Consider the following 15,704-nt stretch of genomic DNA (forward strand, 5'->3'; position numbering starts at 1 on the left):
ATTATTTTTTAAAAGACAAACTGACTGGAAATGCGCGAAATTACTGCTAATTACAAATTTAAAACCCCGATCAACATCCGTTTTTCTGACCTGGATGCTTTTGGCCATGTAAACAATGCTGTTTACTTAACTTTTTTTGAAATTGCCCGGACGGATTATTTTAAAGAAATTATCCAATGGAACTGGGACGATACAAACCTCATCCTGGGAAAATCAGAAATAAGTTACCTGAAACCTTTAAAATTAGGCGACCAGATTTTTTGTTACGTCCGCACTTCCAGGATTGGCAACAGCAGTTTTGATGTTGATTATGTGATTGTAAAAATGACAGAAACCGGCGAAGAGCAGGTTTGCACAACCGGCCAAACTGTATGCATCCATTACGATTATAAAACCTACAAATCCGTTTCGATCCCCGAAAACGAAACCCGGAAGATGATGGAATTTGAAGGATTTAAACCACGTTTCTGATTTTATCTTGTTTGAGGATTTGTGCAGAAGAAGAAAGCTCCTGCACAAATTTTTTGCAAAAATTGATACTGTTTTTATACCTGTAAAATTGGTCTGAAAAACTTATCCCAATACCAAATTTATACCGGTAAAAGAAGCATTGGCTTCAATCGGCATTTACATCAATTTTCATTTCCTTGGTGTTAAATCGCCTGATAATTAGCCTGTTCCCGCCGTTATAGGTAAAATAGGTTGATGCCCAGCTTAAAAATACGATCAGGCGGTTGGTAAACCCGACCAGGGACATCAAGTGCACAAAAATCCAGATCAGCCAGGCAATAAAACCATGCAGGTGCAGCTTGCCCAAATCGGCCACGGCTTTGTTCCTGCCGATGGTGGCCAAAGTGCCTTTATCTTTATAAACAAAAGGTTTCAGTTCTTCGCCTTTAAGCAGCCTGATTAAGTTTTTGCCTAAATGCTCGCCGTGCTGCATCGCAACCGGTGCCACGCCCGGAAGCCCTTGTGGATATTTTGGCAAAATTTGTGCGGCGGCATCGCCAATGGCAAAAACATTGTTCAGGCCGGAAACACGGTTAAACTCATCTACCTGCAAACGGTTTCCCCGTGTCAACATTTTCGGAGAAAAACCTTCCGGCAGTTCGCCCATTACACCGGCGGCCCAGATAACGTTTTTGGTGTAGATCGTTTGCCCGTTGTCAACGGTCAATAAATTGCCGTCGTAACTTTTAACGTGTACATCGTTGCTAATTTCTACGCCCATTTTAGCCAGGTTGGCTTTTGCCTCAACCGAAGCCTGCTCGGACATTGCCGCCAACAGTTCCTTTTTTCCTTCGATCAAAAAAACCCGCATCATCTCTTTTTGATGTACCGGGTAATCCATTTCCAAAATATGGTTTCTAAACTCGGCAATCGCGCCGGAAAGCTCTACACCAGTTGGCCCGCCGCCCACAATCACAAAATTTAACAACGCCTGCTTTTTTTCCAAATCCTGCTCTACAAAAGCAGCCTCCAGGTTTTGCAAAATCAGGCTGCGCAGGTTTAACGCTTCGGTTACGTTTTTCATGGGCATGGCGTAATGTTCGATCTGCTCGTTGCCAAAAAAATTGGTGTTAGAGCCGGTGGCAAGCACCAAATAATCATAACAAACATCGCCATCGCTGGTGCTGATGATATTATTGGCCGCATCAACGCCTTTTACATTGGCATAAATAACGGTCAGGTTTTTTTGGCGATGAAAGATTTTACGCAGCGGAAAAGAAATGGATTCTGCCTGCAAACTTCCGGTTGCCACCTGGTAAAGCAACGGCTGGAAAGTGTGGTAGTTGTGCCGGTCTATCAGCAGTATTTCAGCATCTAAATTTTTGAGCGTTTTGGCCAATTGTATCCCGCCAAAGCCACCGCCAATAATCACGATCCTCGGATGTTTTGTAAATTCGTTTAAATGCATATTCTGTTTTTTTAAGCTGCTGTTGCCGGTAATTGAGCTGCGAATTGCATTTCTTTTTCCGGCAACAAACAGGATGCTTCTTTTATCGGTGTTTTTCTTGCCTACTATAGTTGTAACAAAAATGTAAACTTATATAAACGCCGGATGTTTGTAAATATAGAAGTTGTTTAAACTTTTTTTTTGGCCCTTTTTTTTTTGGCTGATGCTTCTTTTACCGCCTAAAAATTGGCATTGCCTGGTTTTTGGTTTGTTCAGGCAGATACAGGCACCAACTTTTATAGGGTAAAAGAAGCATGTTGTAAAGCACAAAAGAATAAGTTTAAACAACTTCATATGCAAGCCAAGCATAAATAAAAAAATCCGATCTAAAACATAATAATGTTTAACAAGTTAAAAAATAAGTTAAAGAATTTATACACTAAGCTTAAACCTTAAAGTGATGACTGTACCAAAATTTGCATTATTTGAACACCGTTTGGATGAAATATACAATGAAAACCTGCGGAAGCTGCCCGAAATGATCAAAGCGTTGCGGCTTTCGAACAGTTTAGACGAAGGCGACCTGAAAAAAATCAAAAGAGACGTTTACGACGACCTTTCCGCCAAATGGGATTTTAATGATTTCAAAATCAAAACTTCGGACATCAGTGTGCAAAACCAAGAGTTTAGTTTCGAGAAAAACATTGCTGCCGATATTTTGGGATCGAATTTGACCAGCAGCCTTACCAGCGATTTTGTAACCCTTTATTACGCCATTTATACAGTGCCTTATTCCGGAAATATCGAATCTTTAAAATATACAACGATTCATCCGAAAGAAGAAGTTTACCTGGCAGACCACGGCAATTACTTTGCGCTTACCGTTTATTCTTTGTACCCGGTCAAAGAATCGGCAGAAGCAATCAAGCACGAAAAAGACCGTGTTTTGGATTTGATCACCAAAAACCATGATGCCAATGCAGCTTATATCAAAGATAAAGAAAGCCATTTAAAAGATGCCATTGACAAAGAAATTGACCTTAATTTTAAATCGGGCCGAAACGAGATCCGTGACAATGATTCTTTGCTGTAAACCTTTTAGCCATAACCTTGTACCTTAACCGCCAATAACATGAAAAATTACGAAACTTTATTAGATGCTTTAAATGATTTAATTTCCCGTGGTTATACCGAAGATTTTAACGTTGACCACGACAGGATGCAATGCCGGGAAAAGCATATCGAGATGACAGCAGACGAATTTGAGATTGATGAATTTTACCGTTTTGAAGGAATGACCAATCCGTCTGATATGTCAATCTTGTACGGTATTTCTTCTGATATATATAACATTAAAGGAACGTTGGTTAGCGCTTACGGAACTTATTCGGGGAACCAGAATGCTGCCATCGAAGCAAAATTAAACCACTACCAGGTGAACAAAAACCTGTAGGTTTTTCTTTCAGCCTTAAAAATAATTTTAATATATGGCGCAATTATGTGTGTTTTAGGCAAGTTTAGTAAGGCAGCATAATGAAATTTGAACTTAAAGAATACAACATAAATGTTCCAGAAACAGAACTTATTGCAGACGTAATTTCTGTTTCTAAAATTACAGGTAAAGACACCGTTACGCAGTCCGACTATTCAAAACATGGTAAATATCATTCGTCAACTATACAAAGAAGATTTAAATCGTGGTTTATCGTTTTAGAGAAAGCCGGATTAGAACCAGCACGATCTCCTTTTAACATATCAGAAGAGGAACTTTTCAAAAATATCGCTACAGTTTGGATAAAGCTTGGTCAACAACCGGTCAATAAAGACATGAAAGCACCGATCTCTAAATATGGCGGCACTACTTATATTCGACATTTTGGAACTTGGATGGAAGCCTTGAGAAAATTCATTGATTACGAAAATGCTGAATTTAAAGAAGAGGAACAAATTGTACAGGAGAAATTAATTGAAGAAATAGAAGAGAAAGCGGCAGAACTGCAGTTAATTCAAAATAGTACAAGGTCAATTTCTTTACGACTTCGCTTTAGTGTTTTCCTAAGAGATGGATTTCGATGCACTTCTTGTGGTAAAAGTCCAGTAACACATCCTGGTGTTGTATTACACTGTGACCATATTTTACCTTGGTCAAAAGGTGGTAAAACAAACATGGACAATTTAAAAACTCTTTGTTCCAACTGTAATTTAGGAAAAGGCAACATGCCCGAGACAAAATAAAAACCATACACACAACAACGGTTTGGCAAAGAACCAGGCATTTGCTGTTCGTAGAAATAACCAGTAAATTTGATTATGAAAACAACAGTAGAAGCAAATAAAAAAGGAATTCAGGGAGTTACTATTGACCCAGAACTTAATCAGTATGACAATGTTGTTTTGTTTCCTGAAAAACTTGCAAAAGCAAAAGAACAACTTAAAAAATCTGGTTTACCAAAACTTCCAGAGACAAAACATAACCGCTAACAAGAATACGGCCGATATCGGGGCTGGACACTGGAGCAATCGACAGCAGTTTGCTATTCAGCTTTAGTTCGGGCTGAACGTTTTCTATGTGGAAGTTTTTCAACTTTCCAATCGTTGGCAATACTTTGCCGCCATCCGGTTTTTTTATGAAAATTTTATTCATTTTTATCCGGTAAAAAAAGCATGGACGTAAAAGCTTGTATTTTTGACCTCGACGGCGTAATTGTAGATACAGCCGTTTATCATTTTAAATCCTGGAAACGCCTGGCGGATGAACTGGGCATCAACTTCACTCTGCACGACAACGAACGGTTAAAAGGTGTAAGCCGCGTTCGATCTTTGGAAATTGTTTTGGAGATTGGGAACGTAACCAAAACCGAAGCCGAGAAACAGGAATTGGCCAGCCGCAAAAACGAATGGTACACCGAAATGATCAGCAAAATGAAGCCTGATGAAGTTTTGCCGGGTGCCAAAGAATTTTTGCAACTGGTTAAAAATGCAGGCATAAAAACAGCATTGGGTTCGGCCAGCAAAAACGCCGGGATTATTTTGGATAAAACCGGGTTGACTCCTTTTTTTGATGCCGTGATTGATGGCAACCATGTTTCCAAAGCAAAACCAGACCCCGAAGTTTTTTTAAAAGGCGCCGAAGCCGTACAAGTTGACCCGAAATTTTGTGTTGTTTTTGAAGATGCCATTGCCGGTGTAGAAGCCGCTTTGGCAGGCGGAATGAAAGTGGTTGGCATTGGTTCGCCCGAAATTTTAAGCAAAGCGAATCTGGTTATTCCAGGTTTAAGCGAAATGGACCTCGAAAAATTAAAAGCCGTATAAAAGAAGTATGAAGCAATATTTGCAGTTACACGAGTGGAAAATAATTGAAGAAAGTTTTGATGCCGAGAATCACGAAATCTCGGAAAGCATTTTTAGTCTGGGAAATGGTCGTATGGGCCAGCGCGCCAATTTTGAAGAAACTTATACCGGCAAAAGCCTGCCGGGAAATTATGTGGCCGGCGTTTATTATCCCGATAAAACCCGCGTTGGCTGGTGGAAAAACGGTTACCCGGAATACTTTGCCAAAGTTTTAAATGCTGCCGAATGGGCTGGGATTGAAATCAAAATTGACGGCGAAATTTTAGATCTGGCAAAGTGCGAAGTTTCCTCTTTCCGGCGGGAACTGAACATGCAGCAAGGCTATTTGGAACGGAATTTTGAAGCCAAAACAGCTTCCGGAAAAATCGTAAAAGTGCAGGCAACGCGTTTTTGCAGTATGGTTGATGATGAATGCGGTGCGGTTCGGTACAGTTTAACGCCTGTTAATTTTTCGGGCGAAATCACTTTAACGCCTTTTATCAATGGCGATGTAAGCAACCAGGATTCCAATTACGAAGAAAAGTTTTGGGACGAAACCGGAAAAGGTTTTTACGAAAACGGAAGCTTTGTAGAAATGCGGACCAAAAAAACTGGTTTTGTAGTTTGCACCGGGATGCAGTTTTCAGTTTCGTTGGATGGTCAACCTGTTCAACTTAAACCAACACAAATAGAACGCGAAAAATTTACCGGCCTCGAAATAAAAACACCGGTAAAAGAAGCATCAACCATAACGCTTTATAAATACGCTGCAAATCTATCTTCGTTCAACCATCCCGCAGGAGAACTTCAGCTCAAAACTGAAGAAACACTTGATAAAATCACCAAAAAAGGTTTCAACCAAATGCTGAAAGAACAAGCCGAAGCCTGGGCCGAAAAATGGGAAATGAACGATATTAAAATTGAAGGAGATGTGGCCGCACAACAAGCCATCCGCTTTAATATTTTTCAGTTGGAACAAACTTATACCGGCAAAGATGCGCGTTTAAACATCGGCCCGAAAGGTTTTACCGGCGAGAAGTACGGCGGCTCAACGTATTGGGACACAGAAGCTTATTGCATTCCTTTTTACCTGGCAACGGCCGGGCAGGAAGTGGCGCGAAATCTGTTGATCTATCGTTACGACCAATTGCAAAAAGCGATCGAAAACGCCGAAAAATTAGGTTTTAAAGATGGTGCCGCGCTTTACCCGATGGTTACCATGAACGGCGAAGAATGCCACAACGAATGGGAAATCACGTTTGAGGAAATTCACCGTAATGGCGCGATTGCTTATGCTATTTTCAACTACATCAATTATACCGGTGATGAAGCTTATCTGGCTTCAAATGGTTTGGAAGTTTTGATCGGCATTGCACGTTTCTGGGCGCAGCGTGTTAACTGGTCGGAAGTTCGGCAGCAATATGTGATGCTTGGCGTAACCGGCCCGAACGAGTACGAAAACAACATCAACAACAATTGGTACACCAACACGATTGCGGCCTGGTGTTTAAAATATGTGCTGGAAGCGACAGAAATCGTTCAAAAACAAAACCCGGAAAGGCTTGCGGAAATTTTCACCAAGACCAATTTTGATGCGGTAAAAGAAGCATCGTTGTTTAATAAAATTGCCGGTCAGCTTTACTTTCCGTTTGATAAGGTGAACCAGATTTTTATGCAGCAGGACAATTACCTCGACAAAGAACAAATTTTGGTGAAAGATTTGCCTGAAAGCGAACGCCCAATCAACCAGAAATGGAGCTGGGACCGCATCCTTCGCTCCTGCTTTATTAAACAGGCCGATGTTTTACAAGGCATTTATTTCTTCCAGGACCGGTACGATCTGGAAACCATCCGCAGAAATTTTAATTTTTACGAAGCACGAACAGTACACGAATCTTCGCTTTCGCCTTGCGTTCATGCAATTTTAGCAGCAAAACTGGGTGATCAGGAAAAAGCGTATGAGTTTTATCTACGCACTTCCCGCCTCGATTTAGACAATTACAATAATGATACCTGCGATGGCTGCCACATTACTTCAATGGCCGGCACCTGGATGTCCGTGGTAGAAGGTTTTGGCGGGATGCGGGTAAAAAACGGAACCTTGCACCTCAACCCTTTTCTGCCCGAAAAATGGACGAGCTTTTCGTTCCAAATCAATTTCAGGGATGCCTTGTTAAACATTAAAGTTTATGCAGGCCGCGTTGAAATCAGCAACAAATCTAACCGGGAAGTAAAAGTTAAAGTTTACGATCAGGAACAGAACATTTCTGCTAAACAGCAAGTTATTGTCAATAAACCCTGATTCACCTCATACTGTTTTTATCGCCCTAAAAACAGTATCGCTTAAACTTATACCATGGACGTATCAACCCAAAACCCTCAGCAAAACGGACATAAACTGCTGATCTACCAGTTGTTTGTCCGTCTTTTTGGCAATCAAAACCCAACCAATAAATATTATGGTTCGATAGAAGAAAACGGTTGCGGAAAATTTAACGACATCAACGACTGTGCGCTTGAAGAAATCCGGAAAATGAGTTTCTCACACGTTTGGTTTATGGGTGTGATCGAACATGCAACCATGACGGATTACTCTTATTACGGCATCAAACCAGACGATCCGGACGTGGTGAAAGGACGTGCTGGTTCGCCGTACGCCATTAAAGATTATTATGATGTTGACCCGGATTTGGCCGTTGATGTGAAAAACCGGATGCAGGAATTTGAAGCATTGATCGAAAGAACGCACCAACACAATTTAAAAGTAATTATTGATTTTGTCCCGAACCACGTTGCGCGCACTTATCAATCGAATGCAAAACCGGAAGGCGTAATTGATATTGGCGAGCAGGACGATAACACAAAAGCCTTCAGTCCGCAAAACGATTTTTATTATTTACCGGGCAAAAAGTTTTGGGTTCCGGGAGATGTAAACCCGGGCGGGACAGAATTTAAAAACGTTTTGAAAGATGGCATGTTTACTGAGTTTCCGGCAAAAGCAACCGGCAACGATGTTTTTTACGAAGCGCCTTCCATCAATGATTGGTACGAAACAATCAAACTAAATTACGGTGTGGATTATGTAAACGGCAGGCAAACGTACTTCAACCCGATTCCGCCGTTGTGGTTTAAACTGCGCGACATCCTACTGTTTTGGGCGGCAAAAGGCGTTGACGGTTTCCGTTGCGATATGGTGGAAATGGTGCCGGTAGAATTTTGGCATTGGGTAATTACACAGGTAAAAGAAGCTTATCCAACCGTAATTTTTATTGCAGAAGCCTACAACCCGCAGGATTACGGCAGGTACATTTTTGAAGGAAAGTTTGACTATTTGTACGATAAAGTGGGTTTGTACGATACGCTGAAAAAGCTGGTCCGCAATGATTACGAAGGAAATGTGTACGAAATACGCGACCAGTGGCAGCATCAGCACAATGGGTTTACCGAACGGATGCTGCGTTTTATGGAAAACCACGACGAAGTGAGGATTGCATCCGGTTATTTTGCCGGAAACCCCTGGCTGGCTTTACCGGCGATGATTGTTTCGGCCACCATTTCGCAGGGGCCGGTGATGGTTTACAACGGACAGGAAGTTGGCGAACCGGCAGAAGGCACAACTGGTTTTTCTTCCAGCGATGGCCGCACTTCTATTTTTGATTATTGTTGCATGCCCGAGCATTTGAAATGGCTGAACGGCGGAAAAATGGATGGTGCCAAACTATCATACGCACAAAAAGCTTTGCGTAATTTTTACAGCCATTTGTTGCAAATTACTGCTGAACATGAGGCGATCGGAAACGGTGCTTTTTACGATTTGCTTTATTTGAACGAAGGGGAACGCGGTTTTAATAACAAAGTTTATCCTTACTTGCGCTACACGGATCAGGAACGGTTGCTGATTATTGTTAACTTTAACCGCGATGAAGTGAAACTGCAGGTGAAGTTTACCGATGATTTGCTGAACCTGTTTAACATTTCATCTCCCGGAAATTATGTTTTTACGGATTTGCTTAGCGAAAACCAGATTACCGCAACAAATTTGCAAGAAGGCCTGAGGGTTAAAATAGAAGGAAGTTGTGGCCTTATTTTAAGTTTTTAAGATCTATATCCAAACATTAATGCTTCTTTTAGCAGTAAAAAATCAGTGAGTTATGAAACGACCGGTAACTATTATTTCTATTGTTTTGATCCTGCTGATAGCGGGTTTTATTTACTACCGTTACTTTTTTGTTTTTGGCGAAGGCGTAAAAGCAGGTGAATTAAATTACATCGTTAAAAAAGGCTATATTTTTAAAACGAACGAAGGCCGGTTGATCCAAACAGGAATTCGTTCCGGTGCTGGCCAAGGTTCTATTTCTTCCAACGAATTTATGTTTTCGATTACAGATCAGCGTATTGCAAACCAGTTGGAAACATCTGGTGGAAAATTGGTGCAGTTGCACTACAAGGAATACATCGGCACCTTGCCTTGGCGCGGCGTCAGTAATTTTGTAGTGGATAGCGTGCTTTCTGTGGCCGATAACACAACCGCTTTGCCCGGCAGCGGCGTTATCCGGTAAAATATATGTTAGCGTTGCGGTTTGTTTAACGCAAGCAAACGCTGGTAGTCTTCTTCCGTGTCCACATCAATTGCCGCACCTTCAAAAGGGACAACAGCAACATTGTTTTGATGCGCCTTGAACAGCCATCGTGCGCCTTTTTCTGGTGGCAGGTTTTGCAGGACAGGAAACAAAGAACGATCAAAAATAGCCGGAACGCCTTGGGTTTCTGCATAACCGGTTGCCACAATCATGCTTCTTTTATCGGCAGAAAATTGGGCAAGCAAGCGTTGCAAATGTTGTGCGTTGATTAAAGGCTGATCGCATAGTAAAATCAAAGCGGCATCAATTTTTGAAAAACCCGGGTGCTGGCCGAGTGCATTGATGCCGGCACGGATGGAAGAACCCATTCCTTGCTGCCAGTTTGGGTTATGGATAAGTTGAACTAATTCGTTGCTTTCTACTTCGCCCACCAGTTCTTCATGCAAAAAACCGCTTACCACAACCACTGCTTTTGGCGAAACGGACAATGCTGTTTTTACCGCATGTTTTATCAAGGTTTCGTTTTGATAGTGAAGCAGTTGTTTTGGTTTTCCTAAACGGGAAGATGAACCGCCGGCTAAAATAACAACTGCAATATTAAGATCAGGTTTTGGGGTTTCTGAAGGGTTCAAAGTGTAGAAGCAGCAATAAAATTTCGGTTATGGATCGGGCCGTCAAGATCGCGCAAAAAGCCAGCTTTGCTTTGATGTTTTATGGCCAACAGTTCGGCCATTACGGCAACCGCAATTTCTTCGGCAGTTTCGGCACCGATGTTTAAACCGACCGGCCCGTACAAACGTTCGCTTTCTGCTTCGCTTAAAGAAATTCCTGTTTTTTGCAGGTCATCCAGCAAACGGTCTGTTTTTTTTCGCGGGCCTAAAATGCCGATATAATTTACCTGGCTAAAAGAAGCTAATTGTTGCAATACCGCAAAATCGTAATGGTAATTATGGCTCATCAAAACCGCGTAACCGGGAAAAAACTGCTGCATTTGCAAATCAGCTAACTTAACAACTTCCACCGTTTCTGCTTCGGGAAAACGCTGCACGGTTGCCTGCGGCATACGCCCGTCAATAATATGGACACGCCAGCCGAGACCTGTTGCCAGTTTTACCAAAGGCTGTGCATCGTTGCCGGCTCCAAAAACAGTAAGCTGCGGCGCAGGCAAAATCACTTCCAGAAACAGGCGAAGGTTTTCTTCTCCATCCTGGTAATTTTGTGTTAACGATTGGCCGGATTGAAAAACTTCCAACGCATCTTTTAAAATGAGTCGGTCTGTTGCTTCGTTTCCGGTTAAACTCAGTTCTTGCTGATTGGAATCTGTAAGCAAAGCACGCTTGCCGCACAAATTGCTGATGCTGTTTTTAGCACCTAAAATTGTGATTAAAACTACTTGCCAGTCCTGCCGGGAAGTTTTCCGCAACAATTCAACCGGATTATTTGGGTCAGCATAATCAATTGATTCCAACAAAATATGGATCGTGCCTTCACAGCCCAATTGTGCGCCGTGCTGCAAATCCTCCTCAATATCCGTGCTGTCGTAGATGATGGTTTCGCTTTTTCCGGTAAGCATGACACGCCTCGCCCTGCGCAAGGCATCTCCTTCCAAACAGCCGCCGCTGATGCTTCCGGTCAAATGCCCATCATCAGTAACCAACATCCTTGCGCCCGGCCGTCGGTAAGATGAACCTTCAACTTCGGTAACGGTAGCCAAGGCACAAGGGTTTCCGGTTTCACGCTGACGGTCATAAGCAGTTAACAAACGTTGCAGTTCGGACATAATAATCAAAGAATTTAAGGTGGTAAAAGAAGCATTTCCGGCAGGAAAACCAAAACCGAAAATGCTTCTTTTACCTTATAAAAGTTTGTCTGGCGTTACCGGCAGTTCCCGAACCCGTTTGCCAGTGGCATGATAAATGGCATTGTTGACGGCAGCCGTAATCCCGGTGATGCCAATTTCTCCAATACCCCTTGCACCAATTGGCGAAATTAACATATCCGGTTTGTTGATAAATTCGATCTGAAACTCAGGCATATCAGCATGGACGGGAACTAAATAGTTGGCAAGGTCTTTGGTAACCGGCCTGCCACGGTTTGGGTCGTAGTTGGTTTCCTCCATCAAAGCCATACCAATCCCAAAAATCATCCCGCCCATAATCTGATTTTTGGCGGTCTTTTCGTTCATAATTGTGCCCACATCCATCACCGCTACTGCTTTATCAACATGTACCATACCCAAATCAGGGTCAACCAAAACTTTAACGAACTGGGCACCAAAAGAATGGAAAGAAAATGGCTTCCGGTCTGTTTTTTCATCAACCTGAACAAATGGGTTTCCTTTGCTTTCTTCTTCAATTTCGGCTTCCGAACTTCCTGCCGTAGCTGGGTTTGATTCTGTTTGCTGCCGCGTAGAAACCTTGGTTGCGGCCTGCGAGCGTAAATCCTGCAAACCTTGACGGCTCAAAATATCAGTATAAGCATCTCCGGTTTCCCTTTTTGTTCTGATAACGATATGTCCGTTTTCCGCAACCAGATCATCTTCTTTTTGACCGTGCAAAGGCGATTTAGCATCTGCAACTGCCATCTTTTTCAGCTTGCTCACCAAACCGAGGGAAGCGGCGCGGATGGCAGGGCCAACACTTGCAGTAACCTGCGAACCGCCTGAATTTGCGCCTTTCGGGTATTCACTGTCGCCTAATTTAACCTTTACTTTTTCGATGGGCAAACTTAAAGCATCTGCTGCAGTCTGGGTCATAATGGTATAAGTTCCGGTTCCAATGTCTTGCGTAGCGCACATAATTTCTACATGTCCGTCTGCAAACAATACCGCTTTGGCAGAAGAAGCGCTTCGGTTTGCGGGATAAGTTGCCGTTGCCATGCCGTAACCTACCAAATATTTGCCTTCTTTCATTGATCTTGGTTCCGGGTTCCGCTTGCTCCAGCCAATCAAATCAGCACCTTTTTGGTAGCATTCTTTTAAGTATTTGGATGAAAAATCTTTCTTTTTATCCTCGTCCTTTTCAGCATAATTAACTGTCCTAAGCTGTATCGGATCCATTTTCAATTTGTAGGAAAGCTCATCCATCGCGACTTCCAACGCGTAAGTTCCCGGTGCCTCGCCGGGTGCACGCATCGGGCAAGGGGTTACTTTGTTTAACCTCACTAATTTATGGCTCACATCTACATTGGGGCTGCTGTATATCATCGGAGTTGCCACGCCAGCCGTTTCTACAAATTCATCCACAAAAGACGATTCTACGGTGCTATCGTGTTTAATGGCAGAAAACTTACCCGCCTGGTCTGTCCCTAAACTTACTTTTTGAATGGTTTGCGAACGACGCCCAGCTGTTGTAAAATTTTGCTGCCGTTTCAACACAAGTTTTACCGGACGGCCAACTTGTTTGGCAGCCATTGCCGCTAAAACTGTATTAGGCCAGGAAAATCCTTTCGATCCAAAACCACCGCCAATGTAGTAAGCTATCACCCTTATTTTTTCTTTGGGAACGCCAAGCATTGAAGCCATTAAAGTTTTTGTGCCAGCAACGGATTGCGTTGCGTCATAAATGGTTACCGTTTCACCCTGCCAAAGGGCAACCGTTGCGTGCGGCTCCATCGCGTTGTGGTGATAAACCGGTGTGGTGTAGGTTTCTTCCATTTTTACCGCCGCTGATTGCAACGCATGGTCTGCATTTCCGCGGCTGACCTGAGTTTCTGACCCGGTTGATGCTTTTTCAGGTTTATAAGCTTTTGCTAAATTTTTCTCTAAATCAAAAATTGGTTCTTCTGCCTGATAATCTACTTTTAACAAAGTTGAAGCATATTCTGCCTCCTCAAAGGTTTCGGCCATTACCAGGGCAATAATTTGCCCGTCATAAAAAACACGGTCGTTTTGCAGCGGCAAAAGGTCTTTCTCGGCGAACTTGCCGCCACTGGGATCAGAACTTTGCGGCGAATGCAGTTGCATCGAGTTTTTATAAGTCATCACCCCAACTACGCCCGGCGATTTCTCTGCCATGCTGGTATTGATGTTTTTTATCCTGCCTTTCGTAATGTTGCTGGTTACGGCAACGGCATGAACCATATTTTTTAAGTTAAATTCGGCTGCATAAGTAGCGCCACCGGTTACTTTCAGTTTTCCGTCAACACGGTCAACAGGTTTTCCTACTGTCTCGTTCATACCATTCCTCCCACTGTTTCCAAAGCACGGACGATCGTGCGTTTTGCCAGCTCAATTTTAAATGCGTTATATTTATGTGGTTTTGCATCGGCCATCGCTGCATCGGCTGCTGCCTTAAATGTTGGGGCGTTTGCAGTTGCGCCGTTCAGTACTTTTTCTGCTGCCAATGACCGCCAAGGTTTGGTTGCTACGCCGCCCAATGCGATTCGCGAATTGTTGATTTTTCCGTTAGAAACATCCAAAGCAACGGCCGCAGAAGTGAGCGCAAATTCGTAAGAAGCCCGGTCACGCACTTTTAAATAATGCGATTTAGCAGCAAAAGGCAAAGCCGGAATCGTTACCGAAGTAATCAGTTCGCCCGGCCTTAAAATCGTTTCGTACTGCGGCGTTTTTCCCGGGATGATATAAAAATCGTTAAAAGCAATACTGCGAACGCCTTTTGCGGCTTGAACTTGGATAGTTGCGCCTAAAGCAGCCATCGCAACGCACATGTCAGAAGGGTGCGTGGCGATACAATTTTCGGTAGTCCCTAAAACCGCGTGGTTGCGGTTATAGCCCGGAATGGCAGAGCAGCCCGTTCCGGGTTCTCGTTTGTTGCAAGGAAAAGCCGTATCGTAAAAGTAATAGCAACGTGGCCTTTGCAACAGGTTTCCGCCAACCGAAGCCATATTTCTTAGTTGTGCCGAAGCACCGGAAAGCAAAGCTTCCGAAAGCACAGGAAATTGTTTGGCGATGGTTGGATGATAAGCCAGCGTACTGTTTTTAACCAGCGCACCGATTTTGATGCTGCCATCGGCTTGTGTTTCAATCTGGTTGAGGTTTAAGCCGGTAATATCTACCAGTTGTTTTGGCGTTTCGATATACAGCTTCATCAAATCAATGATGTTGGTGCCGCCGGCAATAAACTTGGTGTCTTTGGAGGAAGCAGCGGCAATGGCAGTTGCGTTGTTTTGCGCCCGGACTAATTTGAATGGTTCCATAATATTTTTTTAGTCGGATTGTTTAGGCAGTTTGTTGTTGTACTTCTTTTATGGCACTTAAAATGTTCTGGTAAGCACCGCAACGGCAGATGTTGCCGCTCATAGCTTCCCGAATTTCGGCATCGGTTTTGGCGTGTCCTTCTTTCACCAAACCTACCGCCGAACAAATTTGTCCCGGCGTGCAGTAGCCGCACTGGTAAGCATCGTATTTGATAAATGCTTCCTGCATCGGGTGCAGTTTTTCGCCGTTTGCCAAACCTTCTACGGTTGTGATTTGTGCATCATGGCACATCCCGGCCAATACCAAACACGAATTGACGCGATTGCCGTTCATCAAAACCGTACACGAACCGCATTGGCCGTGGTCGCAGCCTTTTTTTGTTCCGGTTAAATTCAGTTTTTCGCGTAAAGCATCCAGCAATGTTACCCTCGTGTCTAAATTCAAGGTTTGACTTTTTCCGTTGATGAGCAGCGTTACACCGTTTACTTTCACCGGTGCAATGCCCGCCCTTTCTGCTTCATGTTCTGCTGCCGAAGTGATCAGCGGTGCTAAAGATAACCCAGCGCCTGCCACGGCTATTTTTGATAAAAAACTGCGCCTGCTTGCGCCGCTTCCTGTTAAACCCGAACTTTCGTTTCCAGGTTCGTTTGCTTCTTCTTTTTCCACCGCTTGTTTCTTTTTCAGCAATAACTTTTACTAGGCAGATAATGTTTGTAACAGCGCGAGATTCTTTCTGTAA

General features: G+C 43.2%; 15 protein-coding genes. 9 read left to right on the forward strand and 6 right to left on the reverse strand.

Going from position 1 to position 15,704, the window contains the following annotated elements:
• Positions 1–30 precede the first annotated feature (30 nt).
• The gene (locus V5804_RS03690; RefSeq protein ID WP_369590023.1) at positions 31–471 is read left to right on the forward strand and encodes an acyl-CoA thioesterase; all 441 of its coding nucleotides are present in this window, start codon (positions 31–33) and stop codon (positions 469–471) included.
• Between the two features lie 145 nt (positions 472–616).
• Here the strand turns inward: V5804_RS03690 and V5804_RS03695 are convergent, their stop codons facing one another.
• Positions 617–1,918 carry an NAD(P)/FAD-dependent oxidoreductase gene (locus V5804_RS03695; protein WP_369590024.1) on the reverse strand — a complete coding sequence of 434 codons (1,302 nt, stop codon included), beginning with the start codon at positions 1,916–1,918 and terminating at the stop codon, positions 617–619.
• Between the two features lie 439 nt (positions 1,919–2,357).
• On the opposite strand from V5804_RS03695, the gene V5804_RS03700 reads away from it, so the two are divergent.
• The 8 genes from V5804_RS03700 to V5804_RS03735 all read left to right on the forward strand — a co-directional run bounded on the left by V5804_RS03700 (position 2,358) and on the right by V5804_RS03735 (position 9,786).
• A complete protein-coding gene (locus V5804_RS03700; protein ID WP_369590025.1) occupies positions 2,358–2,990 on the forward strand; it encodes a hypothetical protein in 633 nt (210 codons plus the stop codon).
• Positions 2,991–3,029: 39 nt separating this feature from the next.
• Positions 3,030–3,350, forward strand: a complete 321-nt coding sequence (locus V5804_RS03705) for a phosphoribosylpyrophosphate synthetase (protein ID WP_369590026.1) — start codon at positions 3,030–3,032, stop codon at positions 3,348–3,350.
• An 80-nt stretch (positions 3,351–3,430) separates the two neighbouring features.
• Entirely contained in the window at positions 3,431–4,132 is a 702-nt protein-coding gene (locus tag V5804_RS03710; RefSeq protein WP_369590027.1) for a homing endonuclease associated repeat-containing protein, read from the forward strand.
• A 75-nt stretch (positions 4,133–4,207) separates the two neighbouring features.
• Complete coding sequence (locus V5804_RS03715; RefSeq protein WP_369590028.1) at positions 4,208–4,378, forward strand: hypothetical protein; 171 nt, start codon at positions 4,208–4,210, stop codon at positions 4,376–4,378.
• Positions 4,379–4,561: 183 nt separating this feature from the next.
• The gene (gene pgmB, locus V5804_RS03720; protein ID WP_369590029.1) at positions 4,562–5,209 is read left to right on the forward strand and encodes a beta-phosphoglucomutase; all 648 of its coding nucleotides are present in this window, start codon (positions 4,562–4,564) and stop codon (positions 5,207–5,209) included.
• Between the two features lie 7 nt (positions 5,210–5,216).
• Entirely contained in the window at positions 5,217–7,529 is a 2,313-nt protein-coding gene (locus V5804_RS03725) for a glycoside hydrolase family 65 protein (protein WP_369590030.1), read from the forward strand.
• A gap of 54 nt (positions 7,530–7,583) precedes the next feature.
• Positions 7,584–9,326 (forward strand): alpha-amylase family protein, encoded by a 1,743-nt coding sequence (locus V5804_RS03730; RefSeq protein WP_369590031.1) that lies wholly within the window; start codon positions 7,584–7,586, stop codon positions 9,324–9,326.
• 52 nt (positions 9,327–9,378) lie between these two features.
• Positions 9,379–9,786, forward strand: coding sequence for a hypothetical protein (locus tag V5804_RS03735; RefSeq protein ID WP_369590032.1), 408 nt, complete (start codon positions 9,379–9,381; stop codon positions 9,784–9,786).
• An 8-nt stretch (positions 9,787–9,794) separates the two neighbouring features.
• Here V5804_RS03735 and V5804_RS03740 read toward each other — a convergent pair whose 3' ends face one another.
• From V5804_RS03740 to V5804_RS03760, 5 genes are all read right to left on the reverse strand, one after another.
• Positions 9,795–10,439, reverse strand: coding sequence for an NTP transferase domain-containing protein (locus V5804_RS03740; RefSeq protein WP_369590033.1), 645 nt, complete (start codon positions 10,437–10,439; stop codon positions 9,795–9,797).
• Positions 10,436–11,587, reverse strand: coding sequence for an XdhC family protein (locus V5804_RS03745; RefSeq protein WP_369590034.1), 1,152 nt, complete (start codon positions 11,585–11,587; stop codon positions 10,436–10,438). The genes V5804_RS03740 and V5804_RS03745 overlap by 4 nt, the downstream gene beginning before the upstream one ends.
• 75 nt (positions 11,588–11,662) lie before the next feature.
• Positions 11,663–13,984, reverse strand: a complete 2,322-nt coding sequence (locus V5804_RS03750) for a xanthine dehydrogenase family protein molybdopterin-binding subunit (protein ID WP_369590035.1) — start codon at positions 13,982–13,984, stop codon at positions 11,663–11,665.
• Positions 13,981–14,964, reverse strand: a complete 984-nt coding sequence (locus V5804_RS03755; protein WP_369590036.1) for a xanthine dehydrogenase family protein subunit M — start codon at positions 14,962–14,964, stop codon at positions 13,981–13,983. The genes V5804_RS03750 and V5804_RS03755 overlap by 4 nt, the downstream gene beginning before the upstream one ends.
• Before the next feature lie 22 nt (positions 14,965–14,986).
• The gene (locus V5804_RS03760) at positions 14,987–15,631 is read right to left on the reverse strand and encodes a (2Fe-2S)-binding protein (protein ID WP_369590037.1); all 645 of its coding nucleotides are present in this window, start codon (positions 15,629–15,631) and stop codon (positions 14,987–14,989) included.
• Between the last annotated feature and the right edge of the window lie 73 nt (positions 15,632–15,704).

It is taken from the genome of Mucilaginibacter sp. (genome assembly GCF_041088075.1).
Lineage (GTDB): Bacteria > Bacteroidota > Bacteroidia > Sphingobacteriales > Sphingobacteriaceae > Mucilaginibacter_A.

Excerpts from the sequence above, each read along its gene's own strand:
- V5804_RS03690 (WP_369590023.1), top strand. The coding sequence starts at position 31 with ATGCGCGAAATTACTGCTAATTACAAATTTAAAACCCCGATCAACATC.
- V5804_RS03695 (WP_369590024.1), bottom strand. The coding sequence starts at position 1,918 with ATGCATTTAAACGAATTTACAAAACATCCGAGGATCGTGATTATTGGC.
- V5804_RS03700 (WP_369590025.1), top strand. The coding sequence starts at position 2,358 with ATGACTGTACCAAAATTTGCATTATTTGAACACCGTTTGGATGAAATA.
- V5804_RS03705 (WP_369590026.1), top strand. The coding sequence starts at position 3,030 with ATGAAAAATTACGAAACTTTATTAGATGCTTTAAATGATTTAATTTCC.
- V5804_RS03710 (WP_369590027.1), top strand. The coding sequence starts at position 3,431 with ATGAAATTTGAACTTAAAGAATACAACATAAATGTTCCAGAAACAGAA.
- V5804_RS03715 (WP_369590028.1), top strand. The coding sequence starts at position 4,208 with ATGAAAACAACAGTAGAAGCAAATAAAAAAGGAATTCAGGGAGTTACT.
- pgmB (WP_369590029.1), top strand. The coding sequence starts at position 4,562 with ATGGACGTAAAAGCTTGTATTTTTGACCTCGACGGCGTAATTGTAGAT.
- V5804_RS03725 (WP_369590030.1), top strand. The coding sequence starts at position 5,217 with ATGAAGCAATATTTGCAGTTACACGAGTGGAAAATAATTGAAGAAAGT.
- V5804_RS03730 (WP_369590031.1), top strand. The coding sequence starts at position 7,584 with ATGGACGTATCAACCCAAAACCCTCAGCAAAACGGACATAAACTGCTG.
- V5804_RS03735 (WP_369590032.1), top strand. The coding sequence starts at position 9,379 with ATGAAACGACCGGTAACTATTATTTCTATTGTTTTGATCCTGCTGATA.
- V5804_RS03745 (WP_369590034.1), bottom strand. The coding sequence starts at position 11,587 with ATGTCCGAACTGCAACGTTTGTTAACTGCTTATGACCGTCAGCGTGAA.
- V5804_RS03750 (WP_369590035.1), bottom strand. The coding sequence starts at position 13,984 with ATGAACGAGACAGTAGGAAAACCTGTTGACCGTGTTGACGGAAAACTG.
- V5804_RS03755 (WP_369590036.1), bottom strand. The coding sequence starts at position 14,964 with ATGGAACCATTCAAATTAGTCCGGGCGCAAAACAACGCAACTGCCATT.